Source organism: Phyllobacterium sp. MT110 (assembly GCF_058792715.1).
The window spans coordinates 1-17,644 of record NZ_JBXAFE010000004.1; the positions used below are offsets into that span (position 1 = coordinate 1).

At 54.9% G+C, this 17,644-nt stretch carries 14 protein-coding genes; 6 read left to right on the plus strand and 8 right to left on the minus strand.

Annotated features, from left to right (window positions below; all coding sequences use genetic code 11):
* Positions 1 to 47: 47 nt before the first annotated feature.
* Positions 48 to 1,022: an MraY family glycosyltransferase gene (locus AC1Q5O_RS17930; protein WP_492564804.1), complete on the minus strand. Its 975-nt coding sequence runs from the start codon at positions 1,020 to 1,022 to the stop codon at positions 48 to 50.
* 539 nt (positions 1,023 to 1,561) lie between these two features.
* On the opposite strand from AC1Q5O_RS17930, the gene AC1Q5O_RS17935 reads away from it, so the two are divergent.
* The 6 genes from AC1Q5O_RS17935 (at position 1,562) to AC1Q5O_RS17960 (ending at position 8,925) form a co-directional block, all read left to right on the plus strand.
* Positions 1,562 to 2,401: a helix-turn-helix domain-containing protein gene (locus tag AC1Q5O_RS17935; protein WP_492564806.1), complete on the plus strand. Its 840-nt coding sequence runs from the start codon at positions 1,562 to 1,564 to the stop codon at positions 2,399 to 2,401.
* 714 nt (positions 2,402 to 3,115) lie between these two features.
* Entirely contained in the window at positions 3,116 to 5,137 is a 2,022-nt protein-coding gene (locus AC1Q5O_RS17940; RefSeq protein ID WP_492564808.1) for an AfsR/SARP family transcriptional regulator, read from the plus strand.
* A gap of 33 nt (positions 5,138 to 5,170) precedes the next feature.
* Positions 5,171 to 5,407, plus strand: a complete 237-nt coding sequence (locus tag AC1Q5O_RS17945; protein WP_426137087.1) for a hypothetical protein — start codon at positions 5,171 to 5,173, stop codon at positions 5,405 to 5,407.
* A 406-nt stretch (positions 5,408 to 5,813) separates the two neighbouring features.
* A complete protein-coding gene (locus tag AC1Q5O_RS17950) occupies positions 5,814 to 7,070 on the plus strand; it encodes a YcaO-like family protein (RefSeq protein ID WP_492564811.1) in 1,257 nt (418 codons plus the stop codon).
* Positions 7,067 to 7,813, plus strand: a complete 747-nt coding sequence (locus tag AC1Q5O_RS17955) for a TfuA-like protein (protein WP_492564813.1) — start codon at positions 7,067 to 7,069, stop codon at positions 7,811 to 7,813. Before AC1Q5O_RS17950 ends, AC1Q5O_RS17955 begins: the two co-directional genes overlap by 4 nt.
* Before the next feature lie 245 nt (positions 7,814 to 8,058).
* Positions 8,059 to 8,925 (plus strand): Hint domain-containing protein, encoded by an 867-nt coding sequence (locus AC1Q5O_RS17960; RefSeq protein WP_492564815.1) that lies wholly within the window; start codon positions 8,059 to 8,061, stop codon positions 8,923 to 8,925.
* A 173-nt stretch (positions 8,926 to 9,098) separates the two neighbouring features.
* Here the strand turns inward: AC1Q5O_RS17960 and AC1Q5O_RS17965 are convergent, their stop codons facing one another.
* The 7 genes from AC1Q5O_RS17965 to AC1Q5O_RS17995 form a co-directional block, all read right to left on the minus strand.
* Complete coding sequence (locus AC1Q5O_RS17965; RefSeq protein ID WP_492564817.1) at positions 9,099 to 10,748, minus strand: FAD-dependent oxidoreductase; 1,650 nt, start codon at positions 10,746 to 10,748, stop codon at positions 9,099 to 9,101.
* A 358-nt stretch (positions 10,749 to 11,106) separates the two neighbouring features.
* Complete coding sequence (locus tag AC1Q5O_RS17970) at positions 11,107 to 12,027, minus strand: carbohydrate kinase family protein (RefSeq protein WP_492564819.1); 921 nt, start codon at positions 12,025 to 12,027, stop codon at positions 11,107 to 11,109.
* A complete protein-coding gene (locus AC1Q5O_RS17975; protein ID WP_492564821.1) occupies positions 12,024 to 13,058 on the minus strand; it encodes an ABC transporter ATP-binding protein in 1,035 nt (344 codons plus the stop codon). Before AC1Q5O_RS17975 ends, AC1Q5O_RS17970 begins: the two co-directional genes overlap by 4 nt.
* A complete protein-coding gene (gene argH, locus AC1Q5O_RS17980) occupies positions 13,058 to 14,572 on the minus strand; it encodes an argininosuccinate lyase (protein WP_492564823.1) in 1,515 nt (504 codons plus the stop codon). The genes AC1Q5O_RS17975 and argH overlap by 1 nt, the downstream gene beginning before the upstream one ends.
* A gap of 5 nt (positions 14,573 to 14,577) precedes the next feature.
* Complete coding sequence (locus tag AC1Q5O_RS17985) at positions 14,578 to 15,435, minus strand: carbohydrate ABC transporter permease (protein ID WP_492564825.1); 858 nt, start codon at positions 15,433 to 15,435, stop codon at positions 14,578 to 14,580.
* Between the two features lies 1 nt (position 15,436).
* Positions 15,437 to 16,381, minus strand: coding sequence for a carbohydrate ABC transporter permease (locus AC1Q5O_RS17990; RefSeq protein WP_223615318.1), 945 nt, complete (start codon positions 16,379 to 16,381; stop codon positions 15,437 to 15,439).
* A 12-nt stretch (positions 16,382 to 16,393) separates the two neighbouring features.
* Positions 16,394 to 17,641 (minus strand): sugar ABC transporter substrate-binding protein, encoded by a 1,248-nt coding sequence (locus AC1Q5O_RS17995; protein WP_492564828.1) that lies wholly within the window; start codon positions 17,639 to 17,641, stop codon positions 16,394 to 16,396.
* Positions 17,642 to 17,644 lie beyond the last annotated feature (3 nt).

Consider the following 17,644-nt stretch of genomic DNA (forward strand, 5'->3'; position numbering starts at 1 on the left):
CCCCGGAAGACCGGCGGCCGCAGCACCTGGGGAAGATTCAAACGGCACTATTGGGGAGTATTGATCCGGTAGTGACAGGCCCCCACCAGAATACCGACGGCCCCGACGCCACCGCAAATCGCAGACGATGCCACTATGATATTTGTGGTCATCGCGTGGGAGTGCGATCTGTCCAGCAGCAGGTGATGCAGATGCCAGCGGTCAGCCGTTAGCGGATTGCGCCCCGCATGCAGCCTTCTCACGATAAGACTGATGGTATCTGTGACCGGCACAATGACGATCCATAGCAAGACAGGAAAGGCAATCTCGCTCTGCCGCGACAAAGTGATGATCAAATAGGCAATGGCTGCACCCAGCGCTGTACTGCCGGCATCGCCAAGAAATATTTTGGCCCGTGCAGACCAGGGGCTTCGCATGTTGAACAGGAGAAAACCGCAAACCGCGGCGAGAAGAACGAGGCCGGAAACACCCAGTTCTCCGAGCCCCTTATAGAACGAAAGCAGACTTATCCAGAAAAGGGCAGCTGCAGCACAACCACCTGCAAGTCCATCCACGCCATCAATCATGTTCCATGAATTGACCAGCCCAATAACGAACAGAATAGCAACGATCGTGAGGACAGGCAGCGCTGAACCAATAAGGGCCAGTGGCAGCATGTTTGCTACATAGATACTCGGTGCTGCCAGCGGGATTATCAGAATGGCGCTTGCCAAGAATTGCACAACGAGCCGCGTTCGAGCCGAAAGTTCCGTTCGATCGTCCATCACGCCGATGCCCAGGATTATCAGAATCCCGATCCAGAAACTGACCGGAAAAGGCGCTACGCCTCGGGATAAAAGACTGACCAGAAAAAATGCGGAAAAGATCGCGATCCCGCCGCATAACGGAACAACGTTTTCGTGTTGTTTTCGGCTATCCGGATAATCGACGAGCGCCAATGTATGGGAAGCCTTTTTGAGAAATCCTATAAGCAATACCGTCATTGACAGCGTTGCAAGACAGCTGGTGAACCAGAACAACAAGGTCTACCCCCACTTGGTCGTGCATTCACCAATGCCAAGTGTCATCACCTTCATTGTTGACGTGAATGCTTTTCCCAAAAAGGTAGCGCCACACTCAAACCAATTCCATTTAGGAGAAATGACGAGAAGGTCCGCCTGAAGTATGAGGTGGCATGGACCTTTTGAGTACGGTCACAAAAATGGACGCCATCATTTCTGTCCCGCACCGTGTTTCCTTCGCATACTCCGCGAACAAGGCCTACTAAAGCTTTGGTATAACAAGCCTATCAGACTATATTTTCCCTCCAGGTAAAAACTTTGAACTACCGAAACTATGACACTGGCCGGAATAAGCAAACTATCTGGCCTATCTGAAACAGATCCAAATAATCAATCTACGTAGTCAAGTCACGCCCGCGTCACTCTCAAATAACTAAGTTAATCTTTATTAATGCCACATGCGCATTTCCACGTAGATCAATCTTATTGATTACTTGGGTAAAAATAACAGAAAAAACAAAAAACTTGCAGGTCTATTCCTGCCAAAAATGGGGGCAAGCATGAACGGTAATGTACCTTTTAATTTAAGTGAGTGCGTGAACTACGAACCCGGAAAGAACTTTGAAAGCAAATCTGAAAATGCCATCTTCATTTATGCTGAAACGGGTGTCGTCTTCCAAGGACTTGTGAAGTCATTGGAAAGAACATTCGCTGATATTCGGATAACACTGTCGAGTTTTCTGCCGGATTCCCAGGACCCCGACACGGGCGTTGGATTGGTCCTTTTGCAGACCGAGCTGATCACCGACCTCCCGGATTGCATTGAACGCTGCAGGACATGTTTTCCGAATGCATCCATCACGCTCATGATCAATGGCGACGGATTTGCATCGCAGGGGTTGAACAGGTTGTTCTGCGACCGACGAATCCAGGGCCTGCTTCCGTTTACCTTGAAGCTTGACATCTGGCTGGCTGCCATATGGCTGCTGCTCAATGGTGGCGAGTATTACCCATACGGTGCCATGCAATCGCTGGAAAAGCTGGCGAAGGACGGCCACGCCCGCCATCAGCAACCGTCACTCGTGGAGGGTAAAAGGGGACCGATGTCCGGCACCAAGCCAATCGATACATTGACGTTGCGCGAACATCAAATTCTTGAGCTTCTCTCCGAAGGACTGCAAAACAAGACCATCGCCGACCGGCTCAGCCTTTCCGACCACACGGTCAAAGTCCATGTTCACAATCTCATTCGGAAGCTCAAGGTACACAACCGTACACAGGCCGCGGCAGTATACCGTAATCACCTTGATCACGAATCTCTGCAATCGGCTTTCAGCCGGAATACCGAGCGAGCCTTCAGCCGCAATACGGAGATAACGGAACTAATGATCAATATCTGAAGGAGAGCGCCGTGAACCGGCCTGTCTCAGAATGACATGGCGCTCTTCGAATTGTTCAATCCAACCGAACCCATCCCCACGCAACGAATGTCGGATGTTGCCTTATGAACCTGCTTTCCCCCACAGCGGTGGGCCGTCAAACGGCCTCAACCATCGACATTGGCATGACCTGTGCCGCGGCCGGGCCATGCACAATGTCGATGCGAGTTGGATGAGCGGGCTTGGCGCGCACTCGTCAACGGCGATACGCACAGACGTGGAATACTCCCCAACACTGCCAACATCACTCAATATAAATATATTTCGCAGTATCTTTTGTATATAATCACCATATTTGGTATTCATATATTTATGGGAAATCATAATTATGTGAATACCAAATAATATAAAAATAAAATACAATGAATCAATAAAATTGACTTATTTATAATTGATTCGTTATATCACCCGTTTGCGCCGCGCTCGAAGCGATCCAAGGCCGAACGCATTTTATATCAAAATCAACCATTTCAGGGTAATTTTAAGCTGAGCATACATCATTGGGTGAAATGGCGACCGCCCTGCTTAATTCCAATTTATTACGACTTAGGTTGATAATTACTATAGAGAACTACTGCAACCTATAGTAGATTTGATTGTGAGGACAGGAAGTAAACAACAATAATACGCATCTCTAATCATAAATAAGGGTGACATACGGGGGCATTGGCCATCATGCGGTTGACGGTTTTAGGAGAGGCTACGGTTAGTATCGGCGGGCACTTGGTCCCGCGCGCACCTACGAACTTCCTGCGCATTGTCACCTACATCCTCCTGGAGAGCAACTGCCACTCGGTATCGCGCGCTAAGCTGGCACAAATACTCTGGTCGGAAACCGACCAGGCGCACGCCAGCATGAACTTGCGTCAAAGCCTCGCGCGCATTCGCAGATTTCAGGAACAATTCGGCATCACCCTGATTGAAAGCGATGCTGCCTATGTCAGGCTCAATCTGGCCTCCGTCAGTCAAGGCCTTCTCGAAATAGACCTTGTCGAGTTTTTCAACTGCGCCGAACAAGGGGGGCCAGAATCCGCCCTCAAGATCTCCGAACTTTATCATGGCGATCTTCTGGCGCAGAATGAGCCAGACAACTCTGATTTCGACGAATGGCTGGATATCAAACGCGCTAAACTTCGTGACGATGTGATCCTTACTCTGCGGTCCAGTCTTGATCTGCCGCATTTCAGCATTGATGAAAGGCGGCAATGTGCACGCAAGCTGATCGAAATCGATCCCTACCAGGAGATCGGCTATCGCACGCTCATGCAAACTGCATCCCAACTTGGGATGATCACAATGATCGAGAGAACCTTCCGGGAATGTGCTAAAAAATTACGCGATGACCTGGATATCGATCCAGAGGTCGAAACAATCGAGCTTTACCAGAACCTGCATTCGAAACGATCTCTCAACCTGCCGCAAGTTGTCAGCCATGCACCGCTGCTGGGGTCCTTGTCTCTCAATGATGTGGACCATCACCGGTCGTATTTTCTTCAACCATCAAATGCCCTCGAATTATCGAAGCAACCCATACTGCCAAAAATCATTGTGTTGTACCTGCCGCAAAGCCTTGCGGACCCCATGGAGCAATTGGCCGCTTCTCTGGTTGATGATATCACGATAGGATTATGCCGGTTGCGCACGCTGTCAGTGGTTGCGCCCTACACGTCCATCCGGGTTGTCACGGAATCCAGCATCAATGGCTTTTCTGACCTTCACGAACAATTGGGCGTGGACTTTGTTTTCGACAGCAGGCTCATGCGCGGCGATGGCTTTTGTTTCCTGTCGGTAAAACTCATCAACACGCGTACGCGGGAGATCGTCTGGGCGGAAAAGCAGAAATTTGATTATACATTGCCCGAACAGCAGTATCGCCATCTGTCCATGCGCATCGTTCTATCCATCGTTTCCACCATCGAAAGAGAAGAGCTGGATCGCTACAACAGGCTGATTCAGAATCCCGATGCCTATTACTGGTACCTTGTCGGCAAGAGAGAGATCGACAGCCTGGATCTTACAAAAGTCCGCACGGCGCGGGACGCTTTCAAGAACGCCTTGACCGCAGCGCCAGACTTTGTGCCGGCGCTGAGCGGTGTCGCGCGAACGATGCAGCGCGAATGGCTTGTTCTGGCGCGCAATGAAAAGGATATTCTGCTTGAGGGTGAGCAGATCGCCAAGAAAGCTGCACCAAACGACCCGGATGACGAGCGGCCTTTGCGTGAGCTTGGCACCATCAATATGTATCTTGGCAAGTATGACGAAAGCCTGGAATATTTTGATCAGAGCGAAGCGCTCAACCCGCAACACGCCGACCTTCTTGCCGACTATGCCGATGCCTTGACCCATTCCGGCGAGCTTGAGTTGGCTCTCAGCAAAATCCAGCATGCGATCGCTTTAAACCCGCTGGCGCCGGATTATTATTATTGGGTCGGCGCAGGCACCTTTCACTATCTCGATCGCTATGCCGAGGCCATCGCGTTTATTCAGAAGATGAAAAATCCGCGCGCGGCAGCCCGCTTGATGGCAGCGTGCTGTGCAAGATTGGGTGAACACGAACAAGCCGCAGAATACAGAAACTATGCTCTGCAAGATAACCCGTCGTTCCGAATTGATGAATGGGTAAAGTCGATGAGCCTCAGAGTGCCTGCCCACCGTAGGATGTATGAAGAATCTTTACGCGAAGCGGGATTCCAGTGACAAAACGTCCAATCCAAACAGGGGAAAACATGCATGGAAAAGTATTTTATCATCGGGGAAGCCGGGACTGATGAACTTTGGCTTGTTAACACGAGCGAAAACCGTGTTGAGAAGTTGAGCGGCATTGCCGCAGGGCCCGTTATCGAAACAATCAATACAGCACGGAAAAACGGATTGACGCTCATCAAAGGCATAAGTATCGCGATTGCCACAAATAGCCGAACGGGCGCGGATGTGAAAATGTCAGTTACCGACCCAACAGTTAAGTAAAATAGAAATGTCGTTGGATAAGAAACCTTATCAATAATAATGAATTGATCTAGAAACGAATCAACGTACGGTTGCTATGTGGTTCTCCTTCATGGAAAGGTTACTCGCATGGCAAAGTTTTACATTATCGATGAGCCCGAGACCGACACGCTTTGGCTGGTAAATCTGGAAGAAAAAACCGTTGAGAGTCTTGATCGGAGCATGATTGAATGCTCTGGATCGGCCGGGCATGACTTCATAAAGACTATAAGTAGCCGTTCAGAAAACATAATGATTACTGAAGGTTACCGGAACGGACCCGCAGAAAGACTATCGTCCGCTAGCCCCTTGCAATAGGCTGCGCTATTCCAGAGGATCATCGCATTTATCGATATGGTCACGATGATATCGGTTCGCTGGAGTAACAATGGAGCAATTGGCCGCGACTTCAATTCTGGATAGGCTGGCGGCGGACGAGGTAAATCTTTGTTCCGCCGCCAATGTGGAACAGCAGTCTTCGACGAGATTGATGGACGCAGATTTGACGGTGCAGAAATTGCGCCCATATTTTTCCCGTTTGGGTATTGTCCGGCTAGCTGAGACAACAGGGTTGGACCGGATAGGAATACCCGTGTGGATGGCGGTTCGCCCGAACAGCAAGACCCTGGCGGTTAGCCAGGGCAAGGGGATCACCACAGCTCACGCGCGCGCTTCCGCTGTGATGGAAGCTGCTGAGATTGCCATAGCCGAAAACATACCGCTCGCGTCTATCAACGCCACCCGCCAGGATTTACTGCATGCCGGCAAAGCAGTCTTTGACGGCCGGATGCTGATTATGAAGGGCGCCGATGAACCTGCGTCCGACGCGGTTGATGAATGGCTCGAGGGCTATGATCTCCTGAAAAAGAGCAAGGTTTTCGTTCCGAAAGAACTCGTATCTCTGGATTTTACCTCCGCGCGAAAGTCTCGCCATTACTGCCAGTCAACCGATGGCCTTGCCTCGGGCAACTGCCTGCTTGAAGCTGTTATTCATGGTCTGTGCGAGCGGGTTGAACGCGATGCCACCGAATTATGGCGTTTCAAGCGTGACGGCGCAGTCCATGCCCAATGCGTTGACCCCGCCGTGTTCTCAGATGCCGGCATCAGTTGGTTGGCGGAGAGGATTGCGCATGCGGGTTTTCTGCTGCGTCTTTTCGATATTCGTTCAGATATTGACCTTCCGGCATTCATGGCAACCATCAACCCCATCGCACGGAAGGGCACCTATCTGCATTTCGATCTTGCTGCGGGGTATGGTTGCCACCTGTCGCCGCGCGTGGCTGCCATGCGGGCAATCACCGAAGCGGCCCAGACGCGTATCACCAATATTTCAGGCGCGCGGGACGATTTCGATCCTTCGGAATATGCACAGCGCCTCGCTCCGGACCTTGGTGTTTATATAAACGCAGAGCCAAGGGCTCATTGGCAGTTTGATGAACCGGTGCCGTCTCAGCGCGCTCGTCTCGATACTTATCTCGACCCTTTGCGCAGACGCGGTATCGGCAGTGTGATTGTTGTTCCGCTCGGCGGCGAAGAGTGCGGAATGTCCGTTTGCCGCGTCCTGATCAATGAGCTGGAAAGTCCGGCCGGGATACGCAAACATCGCTTTGGTGGAAGGGCGCTGAACGCCATGTTGCTGCAATGAAGATCCTGTTTGCAGGCCCAAGTCTTTCGGGAACCGAGTTTGTGCCGCTGCGCTCAAACGAAGACCGGTTGCTGCCCCATCTTTCATTGACATGTCGAGGCCCTGCGAAGTGCGGGGATCTCACCCGAGCGGTGGACGAAGGTTACAACGTGATCGGGTTGATCGACGGCCGATTTGAGGACGTTGCTGCGGTCTGGCACAAGGAAATACTGTATGCGCTTTCGCGCGGCGTTACGGTCCTTGGCGCAGCGAGCATGGGCGCGCTGCGCGCTGCCGAATGTCATCCATTCGGCATGATCGGTATTGGGGATGTTTTTGCGCGCTACGCTTTCGGCGGATTGGAAGACGACGCTGCAGTGGCACAAGTGCACGCGCCGGCCGAGTTTGGCTATACCGCCTTCACGGAAGCCATGGTCACCGTAGATGCCACCCTGGATGCCGCATTGGCTGCGTCGGCGATCGCTCCCGGGGAGCATGCGCTGATCCGCGACAAAGCCAATGCAGTGTTCTTCAAGGACAGGAGCTGGGCTTATATATTCGACGTCCTGGCTTCCGATATCGTTCACGCCGCCGAGCGCCTGAAGCCTTTCATTCGCAATGTCAAAAGACAGGATGCACAAGCCTTGTTGAAAGTGCTGCTTGAAGGCAAACACCCGGACGAAGCCAAGAAGTCAGGGGCGCCTCTTACCGGCTGGTTGTTCAACGAAACGACGCAGTGGCAAAAACTCCGGGCTCAGCACTGAGGCGATCAACCGGGGCGGCAAAAAGCCTATCCTTGGAAGATATAAGCGCCAGCACATCTTAGATGTATCATCCCTCCTCCAAAAGGATGCGGCTTTCGCTCCTGGTTGGTTTTTTTCAGCACCCAGTAGGCCGATTTCAGCATCGGACAGCCGCCAAAATCCAAAGCGTTTCCCGCCATGCCTTCCGATAGGATGGTCATCGGAATATTTGGATTGAAAGTTGCACTGTAACCACGGAGGGGACTATGTCACCAACTACAGAGCGGCACCGGCCACTCAGCCACGCGCGACGGCACTTTCTCGGCGTGGTGGTTTCCACAAGCGTCAAGGTCGCGGCAATCACCGGCCTGGCCACGGCCATGTCTTCCTTCCCCGCGCGGGCCATGGGGAGGAGATGGTGGAGACATAGCGGCGAGCCCAGCCACAACCCGGGCGGCAACAATCAGAACTGCTTTCTCCGGGGTACCTCCATCAAGACCCCGACAGGTGAGGTTTGCATTGAAGATCTTCGGATCGGCGATAACATTGAAACCATGAACGGCAAAGCTGCCACCGTGAGATGGATAGGGCGCCAGGTTTACAAAAGGAACAGCCCGTCCTGGGCAGCCAGCGTGATGCCAATCCGTATTTCACGCCACGCTTTTGATCAACGAACACCCCACTCGGATCTCTACCTCTCCCCTAATCACGCGCTGTATATCGATGGCGTTCTCATCCGTGCAAAAGACCTGGTCAACGGCCTCTCCATTGCACCATCCCTTCCCGCTGACCGTCAGATCATCGAATATTTCCACATTGTGCTTGATACCCATGAGGTGGTCTTCGCCGAGGGTGCACCTGCCGAAACCTTCCTGCTCCGCGACAGCAATCATGAAAGCTTTACAAATTTCGCTGAATACACGCGGCTCTACCCTGCAGGCCTCTGCCCACCCATGGTGCCGTTCGCACCGATCGTTGGTTATGAAGGCGGGCGGGAGAACCTGATGGCTCTTCTGCGCCTTGGCATACCCCGCTTCATGGGCTTGCGTGACCCGGTTCAGCATGCCCGCGACAGGTTTGCCCTGCGTGCACGGGAAACCGCCGGCGCTGGCCAACTGTACGACATCGCCTAAGCGGGGAACGCCACGGCAAGGAAGCGGTCATACGCTGCAGGCTGAGTGTTACAAGCAGGTGTTTCCTTCCGGGAACACCTGCTTTGAAACGTTCAACAATGATCTTGCATGTTATTTGCAAGGCGTTCCCGGCACCGCAGAATGCGCTTGCCTGGCCGGAACCCGTCAGTTCTTTACACGGCTTGAGCGCGTTCCTCGCCTGCCCCAAAAGCTCCGATACTCTCATGAACGCCATGCAGAGCCTTGATATGATCGGCAAGGCGCAACGCCAGCGCGACAATTGTCAATGTCGGCATATCATTGCCACATGTCGGAAACACCGAACTGCCGGCAACGTGCAGGTTGTGGATGCCATGCACCGTGCAGTTCTGGTCCACGACGCCCATATGCGGGTCGATATGCATCCGGGTCGTTCCCATATGATGATTGCATCCGATGATTGAAAGCTCCGGCTCCATGGCCGTCCGTTCGAGATCGACATGTCCGACGCCGGATGCTTCAAACTCGTCCTTTATCAATCCCAGCATCCGTGAGTGGGTGCGCTTTTCCAGATCACCAACACGCCAATCAAGCGCTGCCCGATTGAGACCCAACCTGTCCCGTTGCTCTGACAGGGTAACCCTGCTCTCTTTGTTGGGAACGGGTTCGATAACACTCTCAATCTGAAAATAATCGGACTTCGCGGCAAGCCGCAACTTCCGATAGAGCAAGGATGCCATCAGATTGGGGCTGCCGAGCGCGACAGTGGCAAACGTTCTCAGTTTGAAGTCGCGATAGTGCCGCCAACAAATGGCGTTGTATATCTCGTGGAACCGCTCGGTGAGTTTGCTGTCTTCGCCAGCCCGGCACGCCCGGAAATATGTACGGCATTGTACCAGTTCTTCATCCCGCTGAACCTGTTCGGTCAAGCCGAGATGCGCGCTTGCGCTGGTACCATCCACGGCTAACTTGGGGTTGTGATAGGTGTAGCGGGCATCATAGAAGCGAAACGCGGCGGCATTGACCGCAGGTATCATCTGGCCGCGGCGAATACGCGGGTGCTCCATGAAATAGCGGCCAACCACATCGTGCTGATTGCCAAGCCCTCGCTGATCACGCCGATTGGAAAGCAGGAGAAGACGCGCGTTTTCGATCCCGCCCGCGGCAAGAATTACCCTATTGGCCCGCACGAACATCATCTTTTGCCCATACGTTGCCACATGCACGCCGGTCACGACCGATGGATCTTCAAGCGTTGCAATCTCTGTCGCATTGGCGTTCAGCAGCACTTTCGTCGTTTGGGCGGTGCGTAGAAACATCCGATAGTCGCGGCCAAAACGTGTCGGCGGGCTAAACTTGCTTACCATTGTCTCAAGCGAGGCGTCATTCAGCTCAAGCAGTATGGAACGGTCACCCACGAGGTGTTTGTGCCAGAACTGCGGTTCAAAACCATGATCATTGACCTGAACCAGGTTGCTAGCACGTGCATAGAACCGCTCCAACTCCGTCAGATCAAACGGCCAGCCGCTGTTGGGCACCCAGTGCCGTGGCTCAAAATCAATGCCGATGAACGGTCGTATCCACCCGCCCCAGCAATTGGAACTACCGCCGAATTGCCGGGTTCTGGTCGCTTGAAGGTCGTAAGGGATACCAAGGTTTTCGCCTTGGTAAAGGGATTGCGACGCGGCGTTGAAGTTCAATCCGCCGCCTTCGAGAACGATTGTTTCAATGCCCCGCTTCTGGAATTCGAGCGCAAGCGTGATCCCTGCAACACCACCGCCAATGATGCATATTGCAGCATCCAGGACCGAACCCGCTGGAAGTTCTCTGGCGTCAACAAACATGGCGTGAAAGCCCCGATTGAGCAAAGCTTAAAACAATATTGAGCGATATGACCTGTTCCATTGCCGATCGACCTCAAGCCAGAACGAGCAAGACGAATTTTATTGCTCACAGAGACAATCCGCCGGTTGGCGGCTTGTCTGTCCCCATTGGATATTTGAAGGCGATTATAGGGCTGGATGGCCTCGAAGCGGAATATGCTGCGGCGGTTAGGACAAGTAGCCCTTTTGAGTAGCGCCCTCCCCATTCGGGCTACCGCTTACACACCCGATTAGATAAAATCGAAAGCCAGACGGCCATTTCTTTTGAGACCTGACGTGCCAAGGCATTTCCCGAAATGCGGGCTTGGACAGCCAGCAATTATGATGCGATGCCAGCCACATCCATTGCCTGCCCGAGTGCTGTGGCGCCGCCGGCGGCCTGGACAGCCAAACTTCCCAGAGCAACACCGGCATCAAGGCAGGATTGCGGATTCAGCCCGTTGAGCCAGGCATTGATGAACCCGGCATCGAATGCATCACCGGCACCCGTCGTGTCAACGACCGCGACGCTCGGAGCAACGCTGTAGAAATAACGGCCGTCCACCATCAGATGGGCACCGCGCGCGCCGGATTTGACGACAACGATCGGAAAGTCTTCAGCGAGCTTGCGCAGGCTTTCAACCGGGTCGGACAGTCCGGTGATCGCCGTCGCCTCTTCCTCGTTCGGCAGGAAGATGTCCACATCCGCGCAGTTTCCAATAAAGGCAGGATCAAAAATCAGGGTTTCATCCCAGCTGGGATCGAGAGAAACCGTCAGGCCATGCGCTTTCGCATTCCGGACCAGATCAGGAATCTCAACGAGAGTGGCATATTCAGCGATATGGAGATGTGTCGCCTTCTCCCAGGCGAGAGCCGGCAGCAACGCCGCCGGCCGTGCTGAACCGGCCCGCCGCGACAGGAACGCCCGCTCGTCACTGTGATTGATCGCAACGGAGACCTGGGGACCAGCATCCGGTGCCTGTTCAAGAAAGCGCAGATCAACGCCGCTTGTCCCGAGTTGATGCAGCAGTCCCACGGACAGGGAGTCCGTACCAAGCCGGGCAAGGAGCGCCGCGGTCCTGCCCGTATGGGCCAGATAGGCCGCGACGATGAACGCGCCGCCGCCGCCGGTGATGGCCATGTTGCTGGCAAAGACTTCACGCCCGAGCACCGGCATTGTCTCAAGCCCGGTAAAAATCAGGTCACAGTAAATCCTGCCGATACTCAGAACGGCGTTCATTTCGGGTGAATTGGATTTCATAAACGGCCCAGCGACTTCTCGGTTTTTGCATCGAAGAGGTATAGTGCCGTAGGCACGGCATAGGCAGTGACCATGCTTCCTGTCGCCGGGATCAGTTTGCCCGGTGCTGTTGCAATGACCGATTGTCCTGCGACATCGAAATGCACCAGCGTTTCGGATCCAAGCGGCTCGACCGCCGACACGACGCCCTCCAGTTTGAAACTGCCCAGCGCGGCCTCCCCGATCACCAGATCGTGCGGGCGAATACCGATCAGCATGGCGCCACCGGCTTCCACAGTGACGCCCGTATCTGTCCGACGCCCTGGAATGAGGTTCATTGAGGGGCTGCCGATGAACTTTGCGGTAAACACATCCAGCGGGTTTTCGTAGATTTCCATCGGCGTTCCGGTCTGCAGGATGTGGCCGTCGCGCATGACCACGATCCGGTCGGCCATGGTCATGGCTTCTACCTGATCGTGGGTGACATAGACGATGGTCGTGCCCAGCCGCTGATGCAGACGTTTGACCTCGATGCGCATTTGCGCCCGCAGTTGCGCGTCAAGATTGGACAAAGGCTCGTCGAACAGGAAGGCAGAGGGATTGCGCACCATTGCACGGCCGATGGCGACGCGCTGGCGCTGGCCGCCGGACAATGCCGAGGGACGCCGTTCGAGCAAGGCGGTCAGCCCAAGCATTTCGGCAGTCTCATCGATGCGCTTGTCCTTGTCTTCCCTCGACATTTTCGAGGTATAAAGACCAAAGCCGATATTCTGCCGGACGGTCAGGTGCGGATAAATGGCATAGTTCTGGAACACCATGGCAATGTTGCGCTGCTTGGGTTCCCGCTCATTGACCACATCACCACCGATACGCAGCGTGCCTCCGGAAATATCCTCGAGGCCCGCAATCATCCGCAGCGTCGTTGATTTGCCACAGCCGGACGGACCGACGAAGACAACGAATTCGCCATCGGCGATCTCTAGGTCGATGCCGTGGACCACATCGGTCTTGCCATAGCGCTTGACCAGGCCCTGAAGTTCAATTGTCGCCATCAGGCAGCTCCTACCAATGCTTTGAAATTACGGTCAAGTTCATGGGCCGCCCGGCTCTCGCTGGCTGCATGATCGGCAGCCAATTTCGCGAACGCCGAAGCCCTGTCGCGATAGGACGATAATGCCTCGGCCATGGGTTCGGCGGCAGGACCGCCGAACCGGCTGCGGACACGGACAAAATAGTCCGGCGATACAATTTCCGCGAACTGATCGCGATCAACCGACGGCTTGCGCCCGGTCGCATGTTCGAACGCCGCCAGAAACGGCTCGAAGCCGTCGGTGGGCAGATCTCCTTGTTTGGCAACGACTGCCTTGGCGACCGTGGCGGCGATTTCATGCGCTTCCCGGAACGATAGGCCTTCGCGACGCACCAGTGAATCGGCAAGTTCGGTGATGGTAATGCAGGAGCGGCGGATATTGCCGGCGACACGCTCGGAATCGATACGGATCGCCGACACGAAGGACGCCATGAGATCAAGAACGCGCCCGGCGGAAACAAAGGCCTCATAGCCCATCGACTGGGTTTCGCCCTCGCTGTCATTCATGTCGGTGAACGGTGTGTTGTGCATGACGTCAAGCACGGTCCGCGCCCGGCCGAATGTCTGGCTTGCCAGCAGCCGCATGTGCTCTATGGGCACCGGATTGCGCTTCTGCGGCATGATGGACGAGATTTGCACCAGCGCATTCGGGACATAGACCTGCCCCACTTCAAAGCTCGTCCAGAACTGGAAATCCTGGATCAGCCGGCCAAGGTGCAGGAACAGCAATTCGATGGCACTGTAGGTTGAGGTGATATAGTCGACCGCGGCGATGCAGCTGTAGGAATTGCGCAACGGGGCGGAAAAACCGAGAAGCTCCGCCACGCGGGCGCGATCGATCGCAAATCCGGAGGTGGTGATCGCTGCGGCACCCATGGGGCTGAGATCGACGATCTGCCGCGCTTCCTCGAAACGGTTCATGTCGCGTATCAAAACTTCGATGACGGCAGACAGGTAATGGCCGAAGGTCGTCGGCTGGGCCGGCTGGCCATGGGTATAGGCAACGATCAGCGTTGCCTTCTCGCGCTCGGCGGCATCGATCAGGGTATCAAGCAGATGGCGCGCCTTGCCCATCAGTGCATCGATACGTGTCTTCAACCCAAGCTTGAAAAGCGTATGATCGATATCATTGCGCGAACGGGCCGTGTGGAGACGTCCTGCAATATCGGCTCCAATCCGGTGTTTCAGTTCCTTCTCGATCAGGAAGAAGAAGTCTTCCACCTCTCCCGTATAGACGAGCGAGGCCGGATCGATGTCGCGGTCAATGGCTTCGAGCGCTGCCCCGATCTTGGCGGCCTGATTGCGCTCGACGATACCCGTTTCCACCAGCATCACCAGATGGGCGCGGTCGATGCGGCGGAAGCCATCGACATGATGCGACTTGGCGCCGTCAAACAGGGGGCGCAGCACCGCTTCCTTGTAGACCGGATCGGGAAAGAGGCTTTTGTCCGAGAGACGCGGATCATTCAACGTCATGGCGATTATCCTTTCAGTCCGGCCAGCATCACGCCGCGTACGATGTAGCGCTGCAGCACCAGGAAAACGATGAGCGTCGGCAGCGTGGCGATGGCAGCACCCGTCATGATCAGCTCCCACTGGATCGACTGTTCGACGGCAAAGCTCGAGAGGCCGACGGGAAGCGTGTAAAGTTCCTTGCTCGTGGTCACGATCAGCGGCCAGAAGAACGCCGTCCAGTTGCCAAGGAAGGTGAAAATGGCAAGAGCAGACAGCGCCGGCGTAACCAGCGGCATCGCCACCTTCCACCAGATCTGGAACTCGTTCAGACCATCGATCCGCGCAGCTTCCAGAAAGTCGTTGGGGATGGTGTCGAAGAACTGCTTCATCAGAAAAGTCCCAAAAGCCGTCATCATGCCCGGGAACATGATGCCCCAATAGCTATCCAGCCAGCCGAGCTGGCTTGACATGAGATACCACGGAATAACCAGCATCTCGGTCGGAATCATCAGCGTCGACAAGATGGCAAGGAAAATCAGGTAGCGGCCGCGGAATTCGAACTTGGCCAGCGTGTAGCCGACAAGGCTGTCGAAGAAAACGTTGGAAAGCGTCACCGTGACGGCGACAATGCTGGAATTGAGAAACCAGCGCATGAAGCGGCCGTCGAGCAGCACCTTGGCATAGTTCTCCAATGTCGGCGCTGTAGGAATGATGCGCAGATCGTAGACCTGACCTGCCGTCTTCAGCGAGGTGGAGAACATGAACAGCAGCGGCGTGATCATGATCAGACCGCCGATCAGAAGAAGCGTCCAGACAATGATCTGCGCGGGTTTTATGTTGGCGCGGTACAATCCTGCCGGCTTCGGGAGCGTAGCACTCGTCATATCATTTATCCCTCAAGACGCGCAGCTGCAGCAATGACACCACCAGCAGGATGGAAAACAAGACAACCGTCTGTGCCGCCGCATAACCCATCTGGTAGGATGAAAACGCTGTCTGGAAGATCATCAGCACCAGGGGTTTCGTCGAGCCCAAGGGACCGCCGGGATCGTTGGTGGTCATGTTGTAGACCTGATCGAAAATCCGCAGGAAGCCGATGGAGGAAAAAACCACCAGAAAGACCGTCGTTGGTTTGAGCAACGGCAAGGTGATGCGGCGCAGGATGGCCCACTCGCCGAGGCCATCGATGCGGGCGGCTTCATAGTAGGTACCGGGAATGGCGCGCAGACCAGCCATGAAGATAATGATCTGGAAGCCAAGACCAGCCCAAATCGAGGTCACCATGATGGATGGCAATGCCTGACTGACTGATCGGATGAACGGCTGCTGCGGCAAGCCGAAAAGCCCGAGGACATCGTTGATGACGCCGATCGGTGCCGGCTGATAAAACCATCGCCATACCCAGGCCATGGCGGCTGCCGTGGTCAGAAACGGCAGGAAATACAGCGCCCGGATGAAGGCGTGCATGAACCGCACGCGATCGAGATAATAAGCTATGGTGAATGCAAGGAGCAGGCTGATTGGTGTGCCGATCAACAGATAGGTGAAGGTATTGCGGAAGACTTTCCAGAACTGCGGATCGGTGAACAACCGCTCGTAATTGCCCAGACCGATGAACACCGGCGGCCGCATCAGATCCCAATCCGTCAGCGACAGCCAGAAGGCTTGCAGGGTCGGATAGAAACGGATGACGCTGTAGAACAGGATGGGCAGGGCGAGAAACGACCAAACCCAGATCAGCCGCTTGGTTTTCATGGACAGCCGGTCCCACACGGGCCCGGTGGGGCGGCTTGCGACCGCCCCTTCCGTATTGACAGGTGTGGAGACCATTGGACGGTGCCCTTACTTCTTGGCAGAATCGATGATTGCCTGTTCGGCGGTTGCCGCCTGGGCAATCGAGGCTTCCGGCGACTGTCCTTCCAGAAGAACACGGTTGGTCATGTCCATGGCCGTCTGGCGTTGCGCGGCCTCGTCGACGAATTGCGTGGTATGCGCATATTCAAGACCCTTGAGGAACGGGCCAAAGATCGGATCGGCCAGATTGGCTTCCGTCAGGGCGGCGGAACGGCGCGCGGGCAACTCGCCCACTGTCTTCAGCCAGATGTCCATGGCTTCCGGTGACGAGATATAGGCCAGGAACTTCTTCGACGCTTCCAGTTTTTCCCCGCTGACGCGTGCGCCGATACCATTGGCGAAATAGCTCGCATAGTTCGACCGCACGCCTTCCGCATTGGCTGGCAGTTCGGTGACGCCCCATTCGAAGGTGTTGATCGTCTTGAAGGAGCCGAGACGGAACGTCCCGTCGATGGTCATGGCCGCCATACCAGCGCGAAACGCCGCCTGGCCTTCGTCCATGAAGCCGACCTGGCCGATCTTCTTCTCCGTCTGCAGGCTGGTGTAGAACTTCAGGGCCTTGATGCCGGCGTCACTGTTGTATGTGACCTTGCTATTGTCGGCCGAATAGGGTTCGCCGCCATATTGCCGGATGAGAATTTCACGCCACCACTGGTGATCCTGCCCTGCCATATCCAGCGTGGTGCCGGCGACGACAAGGTTTCCGGCTGCATCGCGCTTGGTTGTCGCAACGCCCGCTGCAACAAAATCGTCCAGCGTCTTCGGCGGATTTTCAATGCCCGCTTCTTTCAGCAATTTCTTGTTGTAGAACAGCGCCAGCGAGCGGACAGCCGTCGGCAGGCCATAGTAGTCATTGCCCCTTTTCATCGCTGTCACGATGGGGAAGAAGTCGCTTTCAATCTTGTCGTGCGGAAACGTGTCGACCGGCAGCGGCTGCAGCAGCTTGCCCGCAACGAACTTGTCGAGCCATCCGTAAAACAGTTGCATGACATCCGGACCCTTGCCGCCCATATTGGCTGCAACGATGCGTGTCTGGTAATCGGCATAGGGGAAGGTCGTCTGCTTGACGGTGATGCCGGGATTGGCCTTCTCGAAATTGGCAATCAGCTGATCCATTGCCTTGACGCGGGTTTCGTACACATACTGCCAATATTCGATCTCGACCGCCTGCGCCGTGCTTGCGGCAAACGTGGCGACTCCGGCAAGCAGACCGGCCAATAGAATTCCTTTACGCATATA

Excerpts from the sequence above, each read along its gene's own strand:
- AC1Q5O_RS17935 (WP_492564806.1), top strand. The coding sequence starts at position 1,562 with ATGAACGGTAATGTACCTTTTAATTTAAGTGAGTGCGTGAACTACGAA.
- AC1Q5O_RS17940 (WP_492564808.1), top strand. The coding sequence starts at position 3,116 with ATGCGGTTGACGGTTTTAGGAGAGGCTACGGTTAGTATCGGCGGGCAC.
- AC1Q5O_RS17945 (WP_426137087.1), top strand. The coding sequence starts at position 5,171 with ATGGAAAAGTATTTTATCATCGGGGAAGCCGGGACTGATGAACTTTGG.
- AC1Q5O_RS17950 (WP_492564811.1), top strand. The coding sequence starts at position 5,814 with ATGGAGCAATTGGCCGCGACTTCAATTCTGGATAGGCTGGCGGCGGAC.
- AC1Q5O_RS17955 (WP_492564813.1), top strand. The coding sequence starts at position 7,067 with ATGAAGATCCTGTTTGCAGGCCCAAGTCTTTCGGGAACCGAGTTTGTG.
- AC1Q5O_RS17960 (WP_492564815.1), top strand. The coding sequence starts at position 8,059 with ATGTCACCAACTACAGAGCGGCACCGGCCACTCAGCCACGCGCGACGG.
- AC1Q5O_RS17965 (WP_492564817.1), bottom strand. The coding sequence starts at position 10,748 with ATGTTTGTTGACGCCAGAGAACTTCCAGCGGGTTCGGTCCTGGATGCT.
- AC1Q5O_RS17970 (WP_492564819.1), bottom strand. The coding sequence starts at position 12,027 with ATGAAATCCAATTCACCCGAAATGAACGCCGTTCTGAGTATCGGCAGG.
- AC1Q5O_RS17975 (WP_492564821.1), bottom strand. The coding sequence starts at position 13,058 with ATGGCGACAATTGAACTTCAGGGCCTGGTCAAGCGCTATGGCAAGACC.
- argH (WP_492564823.1), bottom strand. The coding sequence starts at position 14,572 with ATGACGTTGAATGATCCGCGTCTCTCGGACAAAAGCCTCTTTCCCGAT.
- AC1Q5O_RS17985 (WP_492564825.1), bottom strand. The coding sequence starts at position 15,435 with ATGACGAGTGCTACGCTCCCGAAGCCGGCAGGATTGTACCGCGCCAAC.
- AC1Q5O_RS17990 (WP_223615318.1), bottom strand. The coding sequence starts at position 16,381 with ATGGTCTCCACACCTGTCAATACGGAAGGGGCGGTCGCAAGCCGCCCC.
- AC1Q5O_RS17995 (WP_492564828.1), bottom strand. The coding sequence starts at position 17,641 with ATGCGTAAAGGAATTCTATTGGCCGGTCTGCTTGCCGGAGTCGCCACG.